This is a genomic window from Cognatishimia maritima (assembly GCF_900129685.1).
Classification (GTDB): Bacteria; Pseudomonadota; Alphaproteobacteria; order Rhodobacterales; family Rhodobacteraceae; genus Cognatishimia; species Cognatishimia maritima.
Map to the genome: position 1 here is coordinate 598,796 of NZ_FQWM01000001.1, position 13,438 is coordinate 612,233.

The following is a 13,438-nucleotide window of genomic DNA, read 5'->3' on the forward strand; positions in this document are numbered from 1 at the left end:
GGCACCAGATCAATTTACTTGAGCGAATTAGCGCTGTACCCTCAAACTGAGAGGTATGAGTATGTCAGACGCAGGCACGCCCCCCCAAACGACCTTACTGCTTGGGCAAACGCTGAGTTTTGAGGCAAATCCGTTTGACGAACCGCTGGAAACTGCGGTGCGCCATGAAACCTCGGGCGCGGTTTTGATCCGCGGCGGGGTGATCGCCGCTGTTGGGTCGGCCGATACACTGCGCCCATTGCATCCGACTGCGCGGGTCATTGATTATGGCAAGGGACTGATTATGGCGGGGTTTGTGGATGCCCATGTGCACTATCCGCAAACCGCCATCATCGCGAGTTGGGGCAAGCGGCTGATTGATTGGCTTAACAGCTATACCTTCCCAGAAGAAATGCGCTTTGCCTCAAAAACCTATGCCTCTGAGATCGCGAACCGCTACCTAGATCTGACAACAGCCCATGGGACAACGACGGTTGCGAGTTATTGCACGATCCACCCTGTGTCCGTGGATGCGTTTTTCGAAGCGGCGCAGGCGCGCGGGCAGCGCGTGGTGGCAGGCAAGACCTGTATGGACCGCAACGCACCTGACGGGCTGCAAGACACGGCGCAGACTGCCTATGACCAGAGCAAACAGTTGCTGTCAAACTGGCACGGTGTCGACCGGTTGGATTACGCGATCACCCCTCGGTTTTCGCCGACCTCAACACCAGAGCAGCTCGAAGCCGTGGGTGCCCTTTGGAGGGAACACCCCGACTGCCTGATGCAAACCCATCTGTCAGAGCAAACAGACGAAATAGACTGGGTTCTGGGACTTTTCCCAGACGCACGCGACTATCTGGATACCTATGAAAAGTTTGGTCTTTTAGGCGCGCGCGGCCTTTATGGGCACGCAATTCACCTGACGGACCGTGAAAAAGCGCGGCTTGCCGAATATGGGGCAGGCATCGTGCACTGCCCGACGTCAAACACCTTTATCGGTTCTGGGCTTTTCGACCTCGGCGGGCTGATGGCACAGGGACAGCGTGTTGGACTTGCGACAGATACCGGCGGCGGATCATCGTTTTCGATGCTGCGCACCATGGCCGCGGCCTATGAGATCGGCCAGTTGCGTCATAACCCGCTGCATGCCGCACAGCTGTTGTGGCTGGCGACCCAGGGCAGCGCGCGTGCTCTGCGATTAGACGACCGGATTGGAAACCTGCGTGGTGGGATGGAAGCCGACCTTGTGGTGCTTGATCTTGCCAGCACCGACGCGATTGCGCAGCGCAGCGCGCAGGCCAAAGATATTTGGGAGAGCATCTTCCCCACCATCATGATGGGCGATGACCGCGCCATCCGCGCCGTTTGGATCAATGGGAAGGCAGCTTAGCAGCCGGGCTGACCCACGACCATAACCCAGATGTCACCCTTTTCACGAATAACACCGATTTCAGCAGCGTTTTTGGTCAAAAGCGTTTTGCGATGCGGCCGAGAATTGATCCAGCCCTTTAGCACTTCATTCGGAGACCGGTGGCCCATCGCGATGTTTTCCGCGATATAGCAGTAGCGATAGCCGCTGCGCCGCGCACGTTGCGACACCCGAGACCCGTCTGACCCTTTGTGGGAGAAATAGCCGTGGCGATACATGTCTTTGCCATGTTTGGCGGCCACACGTTCAAGCAGACTCGACACTTTTAGTGGGGGCAATCCATGGTTGGCACGGTAGGTATTGGTCAATTGCGCCACGTCGCGCGCTGAATTTGCATCAACCGAAGTTGCACCCAATGACATTGCTGCAACAAAAATGCCTGCCAAAACCTGCTTTAGCACCTGTATTACTCCATCAACGCCCCGGCCAATGCATTCTGCTTCTCAATACTTAATGGCATGTTTATGGCCTGCATGTGGTAATCTCGCACAATTTGCTGCCCCTCAACAAACAAATTGCGCACGCGCCGTGGACCGGCAAGAACCAGCGCAGCCGGGTCCCAGCTTCCTGAGGATTCGATGCCCGTTACATCCCAAATCGCTATGTCCGCGCGTTTACCCACTGCGATCTGTCCACAATCATTTCGCCCCAGAACCTCCGCACCACCGCGCGTCGCAATTTCTAAAGCTTCGCGGGCAGACATGGAATCTGCACCGTTTGCAACCCGCTGCAATAGCATCGCTTGGCGCGCCTCTTCGATCAGATTGCTGCTGTCATTGCTGGCTGATCCGTCCACGCCCAGCCCCACACGAACGCCTGAATCGCGCATCCTTCGAATGGGCGCGATACCTGAACCCAAGCGGCAGTTTGAACAGGGGCAATGCGCAACACCGGTTTGGCTTTGTGCAAATAGATCAATCTCTTGCCCGTCCAACTTCACGCAATGGGCATGCCAGACATCGGCCCCCGTCCATCCAAGGTCTTCTGCATATTGCCCCGGTCGGCAGCCAAAATTCGCCAGTGCGTAGTCAATGTCTTCGTCGTTTTCAGCCAGATGCGTGTGCAGCATCACCCCCTTGTCACGCGCCAAGAGCGCCGATTGGCGCATGAGCTCTCGGCTAACGGAGAACGGCGAACAGGGTGCGATGCCGACACGGCACATGCTGCCCTCGGAAGGATCGTGGAACTGATCCACCACACGAATGCTGTCTTCGAGGATTGCATTTTCTTCTTCGACCAAGCTGTCGGGTGGCAATCCGCCAAGACTTTCGCCGATGCTCATCGAACCGCGTGTGGGGTGAAACCGCAGGCCAATCTCTTTCGCGGCAGCGATACTGTCATCCAGACGTGCGCCGTTTGGGAACAGGTACAGATGATCAGATGTCAAAGAGCAGCCCGACAGGGCAAGCTCAGCGAGCCCAATCTGCGTCGAACGAAAGATTTCCTCGGGGCCAAAGCGCTCCCAAATTGGATAAAGAGTCTTGAGCCAACCAAACAACAACGCGTCCTGCGCTGCGGGCACGGCGCGTGTCAGCGTTTGGAACAAATGGTGGTGGGTATTCACCAAGCCGGGCGTGACGACACACCCCTTGGCGTTCACCTGCTCACCCGTCGTGGTCAGCCCATGCCCAACAGCAGCAATTACGCCGCCCCGGATCAGCACATCTGCCTGCGCCAATTCCTGGCGCTGATCATCCATCGTCAGGACGACATCTGCGTTTTTGATTAGGATTTCATTCTTCGCGCGATTGGGCATAGTTCACTCCTCTGACCCGTTTCGGTAAGGAGTGACTCAGGCGCTGACAGAAAGCGGGCAAAGGACTCAGCGCAGACAAAAGCTAGCCAAGTGTCGCAACGATTTCAACGGCCTGTGTTACGTTTCGCGCAAAATCGCCAAGGCCCGCGCGTGCAACTCTGGGTTGGACGCGGCAATCGCCGTACCGCCGTGGTGTGCGGGACCACCATTCCAGTCAGTGACAAGACCGCCTGCCGCTTCGATCACGGCAATCGGCCCCTGAATGTCATAGGCGTTCAGACCCGCTTCGATCACCAGATCCGCCTGCCCCAAGGCAACCAGTGCATAGGCATAGCAATCCATTCCGAACCGCGTCAGCTGGACTTTTCCAGAGACATGCTCAAAGGCCGCCCGCTCCGCGGCGGTGCCGACTTCGGGAAAGGTCGAAAACAATATCGCCTTACTAAGGTCCGTGTTCGTTTTGGTCTTCAATGCGGCTTTGCCCATTGGCCCGGCAACCTCTGCTTGGCCAAATCCACCGACAAATCGTTCGCCAATATAAGGCTGGTCAATAATGCCTAGCTGCGGCCCGCTTTCATCGCTGAGCGCAATCAAAACGCCCCAGGTTGGCGTACCACTGATAAAGCCGCGTGTGCCGTCGATTGGGTCAAGCACCCAAGTCAATCCAGAGGTGCCTTCGGATGTGCCCAGTTCTTCTCCAAGAATACCGTCCTGCGGGCGACGACGCGCCAAGACGTCCCGCATCGCAACTTCGGCCGCGCGATCAGCAGCCGTGACGGGATCAAACCCACCTTGCAGCTTGTTTTCTGCCAAGAGCGACGATGTACGGAAAAAAGGCAAAATGGCCGCGCGTGCTGCGTCGGCCATTTCATGCGCCACAGATAATATTTCAGCGCTGGTTTTGCTGTCGATCATCGTTGATCCCCTGAACTGCTACAGTCGCGCTACCGCAGCCGGGGGAAAAACTCAAGCAACGTTGCTTAGGACACGTGCCAATTCAAACAAACGACGGCGTTGGTTTTCTGGGATGGCGTAATAAGACCGCACCAAATCAAGTGCTTCTTTGTCGCCCATCAGGTCCGCAGGAAACGCGCCAGATGCTGGCTTGCTTTCAACCTGATCCCCGATGCCTTCAAAGAAAAAGCTTACAGGAACATCAAGTGCCTCAGCGATATCCCAAAGGCGGGATGCGCTGACACGGTTCGCGCCGGTTTCGTATTTTTGAATTTGTTGGAACTTAATACCAACCTGCTCTGCAAGTTGTTGTTGGGTCATACCGACAAGCCAGCGGCGATGCCGAATTCGTTTGCCAACATGCACGTCAACAGGGTGCGTCATTGGATAACTCCTAATATTTACAATCAGCCGACACAGCGAAACCGCCGCCGCCCCGGGCGTCAGAGTCAGCTCCCACACTGACCTTCACGACTTGATGCTTGCTGCGCATCCCTACAACAGCAGTCTCTTTTGTAGCAGTTTCATAAAATTGATCAAGCTATTTGCGAATATTTAAATTTGAATATAACCCTAGGTTGCTGAGAATGACGCAATTGTGACGCAGTGTTTCAGGTTCAATAATTTCCCTAGCCTCTTTAAATTGGACAGGAAATTACCTCTCGGAGAGAATCATGCGTGCTTTTCAGGTTCAGTCCCACGAAACCGCCCCTGTGATAATTGATCTACCCTTGCCTGAACCGTCAAATTCTCAAATACGCGTCCGAATTCATGCCTGCGGACTGAATTTTGCGGACCTCTTGATGCAGAAAGGGACCTATCAGGACACGCCCGCACTCCCCTTTGTTGCGGGGATGGAGGTTGCTGGCGTGGTGGACGCGCTTGGCGCAGATGTTTCCGGGCTGAATGTCGGTGACCGCGTGGCGGTTTTTGGTGGCCAAGGTGGCCTCGCCGAATACGGGTGTTTTGAAGCAATCCGCGCGGTGCGATTGCCTGATGCCATGTCCTTTGAAGACGCTGCTGCTTTTCAGATCGCTTACGGCACCAGCCACGTGGCGCTGGACTATCGTGCACAGATGCAACCGGGCGAGACCCTGCTTGTTCTTGGGGCAGCCGGCGGGGTCGGGCTAACAGCAGTTGAGATTGGCAAGCTGATGGGGGCAACGGTGATTGCCTGCGCGCGCGGTTCTGAAAAGCTTGAAATCGCCAAGGCAGCAGGCGCCGATCATCTGATTGATGCCAAAACCGAAGATATTCGCGCGGTGGTCAAATCCCTCGGCGGGGCCGATGTGGTCTATGACCCGGTTGGCGGAGAGCAATGGATCGCGGCCTTTCGGGCCGCCAACCCAGACGCGCGCCTGTTGCCCATCGGTTTTGCCAGCGGCGAGGTGCCCAAGATCCCGGCAAACCACATGCTGGTCAAAAACCTGACGGTCCTCGGTGTCTATTGGGGCGGCTACCTGCAATACAAACCTGCGGTCGTGACCGACAGTCTGACCCAGCTATTCGCTTGGTATGAGGCAGGCAAGCTGAAACCGCACATCAGCCATTGCCTCCCTCTGGATCAGACCGCAGAGGGGATGGAACTTTTGCGGTCACGCAAATCGACCGGGAAGGTCGTGATCACCCCTTAGGATCGTTCACTGACAGCTGTCGCGGGCAAGCCACCCCCTGCGGCAGCGACCGAAACAAGACGCGGCGCGTCCACTTTGCTGCGCGTTTTCAAGCTGCAGAAGGATTGGCGCAGCATATCCGCCAGCGTCGCCAGCGCCTCGCCCTTTACGGCGTCGTCACCGTACATATTCACATATTGCTCGCCCAAGTCTGGCAAGGACCCACCATGATTGATCACCTCTAGGCGCGGCGGCTCCGTGCCTTCGAGCATGGTCATCACGGCAAGGTCCGCGCTGACCGTGGCCTCAATCGCGCGGTCAGAATGGGAATCAATCGCCGATTCCCATTCCAGCCCGGCTCGATCCAATGCGGCCAATGTGGGCGGGCGGAACAGGCAGCGTCGGCTTGATGCAAACCGCAGGGGCCGCCGCCGCCAGCTTGCGCCGCCGGGGGCACCAACCCAGACCAGAGGCATCGTACAAAGCGTTTCCGCCCCCGCCATTGGCGTGGATTCCGTTGTCAGGATCAGATCGAAATCACCTTTTTCGAACTCTTCCTTCAGAGCGCGCGTGAAGCTGAAATTCAGAATAACCTTCACGCGTGGATAGGCCGATGCAAACTGCTGCAACACCTGCGGCACAGCGGGATAGACAATGTCATAAGGCACTCCAAGCCGCAGCTCGCCTTCAAAATCATCATGGGTCAGACGCCGGACAGCCTCGTCATTCAAAGAGACCATGCGCCGCGCGTAGCCAAGCAGCTGTTCTCCTTCCGGGGTCAAGGCCACTGTGCGCCCAGAGCGATCCAGCAGAGAAACCCCAAGCAACTCTTCAAGTCGCTTAAGCTGCATCGACACCGCAGACTGCGTGAGGTTCAGAAACCCGGCGGCTTTGGTGACGCCGCCCAAATCGGCAACCGCCATAAAACTGCGCAGCGTTGTAACGTCCAAATTCCTCATTGATCAAAATCCTTGATGCCACACCTAACAAACATTCGTTTTAAGAATATTTCATATGCAGGCATATACATCAAGAGTTTTGATTGAACTCGTGAATTGCATCACATCCAAGAAAGGACAACACGATGGCGTTCCTAAACACATTTGGTCGTATTGCGGGCCTCTCTCTGGAGAAAGGCGTGACCGTCCGCGAAATCTTAGAGGTACAGCGCCAGCGCCGTGCCCTCGCCCAGCTTGACGCACAACGGCTGCAAGACATCAGGCTGACGGAGGGCGACGTCACCAAGGAACTCGCGCGTTCGATCTTTGACATTCCGTCAACGTGCCGAAAATAAGCGCACCGCGCGCAATTTTTCCGTGCATTTACCTGCCGGATTTCCTTGAAAAAACCCGAAAGAGCACCGATATTCACCTGTGACGGCCTGCAGCACCCGCTGCGGGCCCAAAAGGTCAACTTATCGGAGGCTTAGATGGCTCAATTTGATACAATTCGTGGCGTTGCAGGTGCCCGCTCAGCGGAGATCGACGCGGGTCTACGTGCGCACATGAACAAGGTCTACGGCACCATGTCTGTGGGCATGTTGCTGACCTTTGCCGTGGCATGGGCAATCGGGACATCCCCGAACCTGCTTGCAATTTTCCGTGATCCAATCACATTGTCGCCAAACATCCTTGGCTGGATCGTGATGTTTGCACCGCTTGGCATGGTCTTCCTGTTTGGCGCGGCGATCAATCGCCTGTCCGCCGCAGGTGCGCAAACCTTCTTCTACGTGTTTGCCGCCGTGATGGGTCTGTCCCTGTCTTGGATCTTTGTCGCCTTCACAGGCTTCTCCATCGCGCAGGTCTTCCTTGTGACCGCAATCGCCTTTGCGGGTCTGTCGCTCTATGGCTACACCACGAAGAAAGACATCTCTGGCTGGGGATCGTTCCTGATCATGGGTGTGATCGGTATTCTGGTTGCGTCAATCATCAACATCTTCCTAGGCTCCCCTGCATTGCACTTTGCAATCACGATCCTGGGCGTTCTGATCTTTGCCGGCCTGACCGCCTATGACACGCAGAACATCAAGAACACCTACCTCGCGCATGCGCATTCCGGTGACAGCGAATGGTTGGGTAAAGCCGCCATCATGGGCGCGCTGAGCCTTTACCTCGACTTCATCAACATGTTCATGTTCCTGCTGCAATTGCTCGGCAATCGCGAATAAGCGGAGCGACATTTAACACGAAAAGGCTGGCGATTTCGCCGGCCTTTTTTGTTGCCGCTTTCAAAGCGTCATGCGCATCTCAATTGCCGGGAAATACAACCCCGGCTCAAGCGCCAGTTCAACGGCATGCAGGCTTTGAAAGCCGAGCCGCCGATAGAACACCTCAGCCGTCAAGGTGCTCATGCAGCGCAGCGAATGTACCCCCTGCTCCAAGGCCGAGCGGATGGCAGCCCTGGCAATCGCCCCACCGACACCGCGACGCAAGTATGACGGATCAACCGCCACATGCCGCATATGGCCTTCGCCATGATGGCCCAGCCCGCGCGTGGGACTGAGGTCGGTCCAGCCCCCTGCCCCGACAATCCTGCCCTTTGCGCTTTCGGCGACATAATAGGTGCCGCAGCCCAAAAGCTCTGGCCGCGCCTGTCCGATCTTTGGCAGGGCTTTCTCAAGAATGCGCGGATGATAATCGGCGCGCAGCAACTCCCCGTAGCTGCGCGTCATCATGGCCGTAATCGCGTTGGCGTCGGCGGTTCTGGCGGGGCGGATAGAGTATTCAAATGACATGGTCCCGTTTCCAATTGAATGGTCTGAAGAAAATCTGGTTCCTCAGCGCGACCTATGTTTTCTGAACTTCTTAAACTCTGAAAAGCAAAAAGCCGCGCTGGTGTGGCGCGGCCTTTGCATGTGTCTTAAGAAGTGATCTTACTTGATCTTGCCTTCTTTGTACTCGACATGCTTGCGCACCACCGGGTCGTACTTTTTCACGACCATCTTTTCGGTCATGGTACGCGCGTTTTTCTTGGTGACGTAGAAATGGCCTGTGCCCGCGGTCGAGTTCAGGCGGATTTTAATTGTGGTCGGCTTCGCCATGGGTCTTCTCCTGCGCCGGGCAGCAGTGCCCGTGAAATCTCTATGAAGTCCGCCTTTTAACGGTAAGCGATGCCGAGTCAATGGGGGTGATATGGAATTGTCACAGAAAAGGGGATTTTTTGACGGAACTGCTCCGTAGGCTGTGACACGCCAATTGATCGTAGGTGCCTACCAAGCCGCGTTGTCTTCAATCACCGCCGCCACGGCCAGCGCGCGGGTGGCGAGGTCTGGGGGTGTGGTCTCTGCCAACCCCAGCGTGGCCATCCTGTCACGCAGGGCTTTGGACGTGTAAAAATCGTAAATTTCGCTGTTGGCCGGGCTTTCCCAAAAGGCGGTGATCCAGATGGATTCTTTGCCCGGTACGCAATGTTGGCACCAATCGCGCCAGAGGCGATTGGCAAGCGTGGCGTCGTCGACTTCTAGCATTTGGGCGGTCAGGTCGGACACGGACCAGCCAGCCAATGCGAACATGCACAAAGTGTCGTCGATGTAGTCAGTTCCCTCGCGCAGTTCAGCCCGCAGAAAAGCGCGCTGGAAGCGGTCGATGACGGACCATTCTTGTGCGTTCCAATTGGCCGCCACACCTGTCTGAAAGCGGCTAAGGGCCACTTCGTTGCCGACATAGCTGACCTCCTGTGCAGCGGCGAGCAGCTCCAGAATACGCGGCAGCAGATAGGCCCATGTCGGCTTGGCAACCCCGGCTTCGGGGTCGTAGGCTGCAAAGAACCAGTCCTGCACATAGGTCAGCGGCAAATCGCGAATGGGCGGCTCAAAGAAATGCAGTTCGATGTGGGGGTCCATGCAGCAGCCCGTGCAAACTTCGGTACTACTCGGCTTAGGGGCGTCAAAGACGCGATACGCCTCGTCGATGAGTGCATAAAGCGGGTGGTCCTTTGCCAGTTTGATTTGTGGGCCAATATCTGGGCCGGTATCGAGGGTTGGTGTCATGCCCGCAGGCTAGGCAATGGACGCACAAATGCGAAGCGCTTTGTTGGGGGCAACCACAGACCGCAAACAATTACACAGGGGGCCTATAAGCCGGATTCTGTCCAAGAGGTTGCCCTCTTTGGATGACCATTCATCTTGAGCGCCTGTTGCCAAGCGCCCTCTAGCTGCCAACCCGGACCTGCTCGGGGCAAAGCTCCCCTGTGGTTGCCCACGCGCGGTCCCTATTTGGCATTGCTCCTGGTGGGGCTTGCCGTGCCGGTTCTGTTGCCAGTCCCGCGGTGGGCTCTTACTCCACCGTTTCACCCTTACCCTGACGCGCAGGGCGGTTTCTTCTCTGTGGCGCTATCCCTTGGGTTACCCCAGCCGGGCGTTACCCGGCACCATTGCCTTGTGGAGTCCGGACTTTCCTCGGGTTACCCCGCGGCCATCCAGCCCCCTGTGCGACTTGCGTGATAGGCGGTGGCGCAGGGGCCGTCAACGGGGTGGCGGCGGTGATGTTGATTCTGAGTATTTTTGGAAAGATGAAATTAAGATGAGGCCTGAGCCGCAAGCCGCGCCATGATGCGGCGATCTTCGGTATCTTCGTCGGGGTCCTTCGCCCAAGGGCGAAAGCGGCTGCGGAAGGCCGCGAAGCAGGCGGGTGCTGGGTCATCACAGCCATTGAGCGCTGTCACAGGGTAGCCAAAGGATTTGGCGCTGGTTTTCCAGTCACTGTCTGCGCGCTGCGCATCGGGCCAGATTGCCAGCTCCTGCCGCGCGAGGCGTTGCCAATCAAACCGCGGGCCGGGATCAATTTTGCGGTGCGGCGCGAGGTCGGAATGGGCAATGACGTTTTTGGGCGGAATGCCCCAGCGCTGCATGATTTGCGGCAGCAGCCATTCCAGTGCCGCCATTTGCGGTTCCGCAAAGGGGTGTGTGCCAAGGTTGTCCAGCTCAATCCCAATGGAATGAGAGTTCACATCCGTGATATCACCCCACTGCCCGGCCCCAGCGTGCCAGGCGCGCATGTCTTCGGCGACCAGTTGTTGGACTAGGCCTTTGCCAGAAATCAGGTAATGGGCCGAAACCTCGGTCTCGGGATTGCAGAGCGTGTTGCAAGCTGCCTCGGCACTGGCCATGGCCGTGTAGTGCAGCACGATCAATGACGGCGTTGCCCCATCGCGACGCGGCCCGAAATTCGGTGAAGGTGTTTGGATGATCTGAGGCGCTTTTGGCGCCATCAGTTGCTGCCGAGGTTGCGGAACGGCCTTGGGTCCCAATCGCAGGCATAGCCATCCCCATCAGGATCAAGGCCGATGCGATCTTTCTCGGGTCCGCCACGCGCAAGGAAATCAATCTGCGCCTGGTCTGCACTTGGATATTTGCGGCAATTGCGATCTGCACGCGCCACGGAGTTCAGGCCAATCCGTTTGTAAATCGCATTGCCCGGTTGGTTTTTGTGCTGCAGCGCAAAGGCTACGATGTTCGGGCCGGTGTTGCCGTCTCGCGATGGCAGATTGGTGGCCTCGACAACCTGATACTGATCGGCAATCGCTTCACGCCGTTTGGCGTCCGCTTCGATAGAGCGACGCGAGTCGACCGCTTCAAAATCATTCTCGTCCGAAATGCCCGCGTTTTCCAACCGAACCGGCGCTGGGTTCGCGGGGCTCGCCTCGACCACGGTACGGCCCGTATCGGTTTCGCCCAACTGCGGGCCTTGGCTGCCCAAAGGCCGCGTCGCGTCTAGCGTCGAAAGGGTTTCCTGCGACAGCGCCTGCGCAGGCGGAATGACCGGTTCAAACCCGGCAGGGGTCTGCGGCTGGAAATTGTCGTTGTCAAAACCAACACCGCTATTGGGCACTGGCGGCTCACATGCCGCCAAAGCCAATATCGCGCAACCGCTGAAAATCCACCGCATTCTGTGCCTCATTCGACTTTGCTTTGGCCGATATCTACCACCACTTGCCGGGCTTGGCTACGAAACCGGCAGCGCTTTCAAGCGCATAGGCAGTATTCAGCAGATCGCCTTCTTCCCAAGGACGGCCAATCAGCTGCAGGCCCAGTGGCAAGCCCTGCGCATCGGTGCCAGTTGGCACGGCGATGCCCGGCAGACCAGCAAGGTTCACGGTGACGGTGAAGACGTCATTCAGATACATCTTGACCGGGTCAGCGTCGTTCATTTCGCCCAGACCAAAAGCCGCAGATGGCGTTGCTGGCGTCAGGATCGCATCCACACCTGCGGCAAAGACATCATCGAAGTCTTTCTTGATCAGGGCACGCACACGGCGGGCGCGGTTGTAATAGGCATCATAAAAGCCTGCGGACAGCACATAGGTGCCGACCATCACACGGCGCTGCACCTCATGGCCGAACCCTTCGGCGCGAGTCTTTTCGTACATCTCGGTGATACCATCGCCCTGCGCCAGAGTCGCGCGATGGCCGTAGCGCACACCGTCATAGCGCGCGAGGTTCGAAGACGCCTCAGCCGGGGCAATCACGTAGTAAGCTGGCAAAGCGTATTTGGTGTGCGGCAGAGAGATGTCGACAATCTCTGCACCGGCTGCTTTCAGCATCGCGGTGCCGTCTTCCCAAAGCTTTGCGATCTCTGCGGGCATGCCGTCCATGCGGTATTCTTTGGGGATACCGACTTTCTTGCCTTTGATGTCACCGGTCAGCATGGCCTCAAAATTTGGCACAGGCAGGTCGGCTGATGTGCTGTCCTTCGGGTCATGGCCACACATGGCTTCGAGCATGATCGCCGCGTCGCGCACGGATTTGGTCATGGGACCCGCTTGGTCGAGCGAACTTGCAAAGGCCACAACGCCCCAACGTGAACAACGGCCATAAGTCGGTTTGATCCCGGTGATCCCGGTGAAAGCCGCAGGTTGGCGGATAGAGCCACCGGTGTCGGTGCCGGTTGCCGCCAAGCACAGGTCCGCGGCAACAGCAGAGGCCGAGCCACCAGAGGAGCCGCCCGGTGTCAGTTGCGCATCATCATTGCCGCGACGCCACGGGTTGACCGCATTGCCATAGCACGACGTTTCGTTGGAGCTGCCCATGGCAAATTCGTCCATGTTCAACTTACCCAGCATCACAGAACCCGCATCAAACAGGTTTTGCGATACTGTGGATTCATACTCGGGAATAAACCCTTCCAGAATCCGGCTTGCGGCTTGGCTTGGCACGCCTTTGGTGCAGAACAGGTCTTTGATCCCAATCGGCAGGCCACACATCGCAGGCGCATCACGGGCAGCCAGTCGCGCATCAGCGGCTTTCGCCTGTTCCAACGCAAGTTCCGGCGTGTTGTGGACAAAGGCATTCAGCGCCCCTGCCCCTTCGATTTCTTTCAGGCAGGCCTCAGTTAGTTCAACCGAGGTCACATCGCCTGCGCGCAGTTTATCGCGCGCCTCAGCCAGCGTGAGTGTGTTTAGATCAGCCATTACTCAACCACCTTTGGAACCGCAAAAAAGCCTTCGCGCGCATCAGGCGCGTTGGACAGAACCTTGTCCTGCTGATCGCCATCCGTCACTTGATCCACCCGGCGTTTCAGCTTTTGTGGGGTCACGGATGTCATTGGCTCTACGCCCTCAACATCAACTTCATTGAGCTGCTCGATGAACCCAAGGATCGTGTTGAATTCTTCGGCCAGCGCGGGCAGCGCGTCCTCTTCGACCTTGATACGCGCGAGTTTTGCAACGCGCGCTGCGGTGTCCTTGTCAATCGACATCGGCAAACTCCAA

General features: G+C 57.3%; 16 protein-coding genes and 1 other RNA gene. 4 read left to right on the forward strand and 13 right to left on the reverse strand.

The annotated features are described in order from the left end of the window. Nucleotides 1-61: 61 nt before the first annotated feature. Nucleotides 62-1,369 carry a guanine deaminase gene (guaD, locus tag BUA39_RS03090; protein ID WP_072790761.1) on the forward strand — a complete coding sequence of 436 codons (1,308 nt, stop codon included), beginning with the start codon at nucleotides 62-64 and terminating at the stop codon, nucleotides 1,367-1,369. On the opposite strand, the gene BUA39_RS03095 is transcribed toward guaD, so the two are convergent. The 4 genes from BUA39_RS03095 to BUA39_RS03110 all read right to left on the reverse strand — a co-directional run bounded on the left by BUA39_RS03095 (nucleotide 1,366) and on the right by BUA39_RS03110 (nucleotide 4,502). Continuing rightward, nucleotides 1,366-1,809 carry a CAP domain-containing protein gene (locus BUA39_RS03095; protein WP_084604676.1) on the reverse strand — a complete coding sequence of 148 codons (444 nt, stop codon included), beginning with the start codon at nucleotides 1,807-1,809 and terminating at the stop codon, nucleotides 1,366-1,368. The genes guaD and BUA39_RS03095 overlap by 4 nt on opposite strands. Nucleotides 1,810-1,814: 5 nt before the next feature. Further along, nucleotides 1,815-3,164: an 8-oxoguanine deaminase gene (locus BUA39_RS03100; protein ID WP_072790764.1), complete on the reverse strand. Its 1,350-nt coding sequence runs from the start codon at nucleotides 3,162-3,164 to the stop codon at nucleotides 1,815-1,817. Between the two features lie 117 nt (nucleotides 3,165-3,281). Continuing rightward, the gene (hisN, locus tag BUA39_RS03105) at nucleotides 3,282-4,079 is read right to left on the reverse strand and encodes a histidinol-phosphatase (RefSeq protein ID WP_072790767.1); all 798 of its coding nucleotides are present in this window, start codon (nucleotides 4,077-4,079) and stop codon (nucleotides 3,282-3,284) included. Between the two features lie 51 nt (nucleotides 4,080-4,130). Then, on the reverse strand, nucleotides 4,131-4,502 hold the full coding sequence (locus BUA39_RS03110) for a helix-turn-helix domain-containing protein (protein WP_072790770.1): 372 nt from the start codon (nucleotides 4,500-4,502) through the stop codon (nucleotides 4,131-4,133). Between the two features lie 290 nt (nucleotides 4,503-4,792). Between BUA39_RS03110 and BUA39_RS03115 the strand changes: the two genes are divergently transcribed. After that, nucleotides 4,793-5,752, forward strand: coding sequence for an NADPH:quinone oxidoreductase family protein (locus BUA39_RS03115; RefSeq protein ID WP_072790772.1), 960 nt, complete (start codon nucleotides 4,793-4,795; stop codon nucleotides 5,750-5,752). On the opposite strand, the gene BUA39_RS03120 is transcribed toward BUA39_RS03115, so the two are convergent. Further along, on the reverse strand, nucleotides 5,749-6,690 hold the full coding sequence (locus BUA39_RS03120) for a LysR family transcriptional regulator (RefSeq protein ID WP_072790775.1): 942 nt from the start codon (nucleotides 6,688-6,690) through the stop codon (nucleotides 5,749-5,751). The genes BUA39_RS03115 and BUA39_RS03120 overlap by 4 nt on opposite strands. A 125-nt stretch (nucleotides 6,691-6,815) precedes the next feature. Here BUA39_RS03120 and BUA39_RS03125 point away from each other — a divergent pair, with 125 nt between their 5' ends. After that, nucleotides 6,816-7,025: a hypothetical protein gene (locus BUA39_RS03125; RefSeq protein WP_072790778.1), complete on the forward strand. Its 210-nt coding sequence runs from the start codon at nucleotides 6,816-6,818 to the stop codon at nucleotides 7,023-7,025. A 135-nt stretch (nucleotides 7,026-7,160) separates the two neighbouring features. Beyond that, nucleotides 7,161-7,898, forward strand: a complete 738-nt coding sequence (locus BUA39_RS03130) for a Bax inhibitor-1/YccA family protein (protein ID WP_072790781.1) — start codon at nucleotides 7,161-7,163, stop codon at nucleotides 7,896-7,898. A 60-nt stretch (nucleotides 7,899-7,958) separates the two neighbouring features. Here BUA39_RS03130 and BUA39_RS03135 read toward each other — a convergent pair whose 3' ends face one another. The 8 genes from BUA39_RS03135 to gatC all read right to left on the reverse strand — a co-directional run bounded on the left by BUA39_RS03135 (nucleotide 7,959) and on the right by gatC (nucleotide 13,425). Further along, complete coding sequence (locus tag BUA39_RS03135) at nucleotides 7,959-8,465, reverse strand: GNAT family N-acetyltransferase (RefSeq protein WP_072790784.1); 507 nt, start codon at nucleotides 8,463-8,465, stop codon at nucleotides 7,959-7,961. Nucleotides 8,466-8,603: 138 nt separating this feature from the next. After that, complete coding sequence (rpmG, locus tag BUA39_RS03140) at nucleotides 8,604-8,771, reverse strand: 50S ribosomal protein L33 (RefSeq protein WP_058315632.1); 168 nt, start codon at nucleotides 8,769-8,771, stop codon at nucleotides 8,604-8,606. Nucleotides 8,772-8,939: 168 nt separating this feature from the next. Then, nucleotides 8,940-9,719 carry a hypothetical protein gene (locus BUA39_RS03145; protein ID WP_072790787.1) on the reverse strand — a complete coding sequence of 260 codons (780 nt, stop codon included), beginning with the start codon at nucleotides 9,717-9,719 and terminating at the stop codon, nucleotides 8,940-8,942. Nucleotides 9,720-9,789: 70 nt separating this feature from the next. Beyond that, nucleotides 9,790-10,159: RNase P RNA component class A (rnpB, locus tag BUA39_RS03150), an RNA gene on the reverse strand. Nucleotides 10,160-10,246: 87 nt separating this feature from the next. After that, entirely contained in the window at nucleotides 10,247-10,939 is a 693-nt protein-coding gene (locus BUA39_RS03155) for an N-acetylmuramoyl-L-alanine amidase (protein WP_110721803.1), read from the reverse strand. Continuing rightward, complete coding sequence (locus tag BUA39_RS03160) at nucleotides 10,939-11,616, reverse strand: hypothetical protein (RefSeq protein WP_072790790.1); 678 nt, start codon at nucleotides 11,614-11,616, stop codon at nucleotides 10,939-10,941. The genes BUA39_RS03155 and BUA39_RS03160 overlap by 1 nt, the downstream gene beginning before the upstream one ends. 34 nt (nucleotides 11,617-11,650) lie before the next feature. Beyond that, nucleotides 11,651-13,138, reverse strand: a complete 1,488-nt coding sequence (gene gatA, locus BUA39_RS03165) for an Asp-tRNA(Asn)/Glu-tRNA(Gln) amidotransferase subunit GatA (RefSeq protein WP_072790792.1) — start codon at nucleotides 13,136-13,138, stop codon at nucleotides 11,651-11,653. After that, a complete protein-coding gene (gene gatC / locus BUA39_RS03170) occupies nucleotides 13,138-13,425 on the reverse strand; it encodes an Asp-tRNA(Asn)/Glu-tRNA(Gln) amidotransferase subunit GatC (protein ID WP_072790795.1) in 288 nt (95 codons plus the stop codon). The genes gatA and gatC overlap by 1 nt, the downstream gene beginning before the upstream one ends. Nucleotides 13,426-13,438 lie beyond the last annotated feature (13 nt).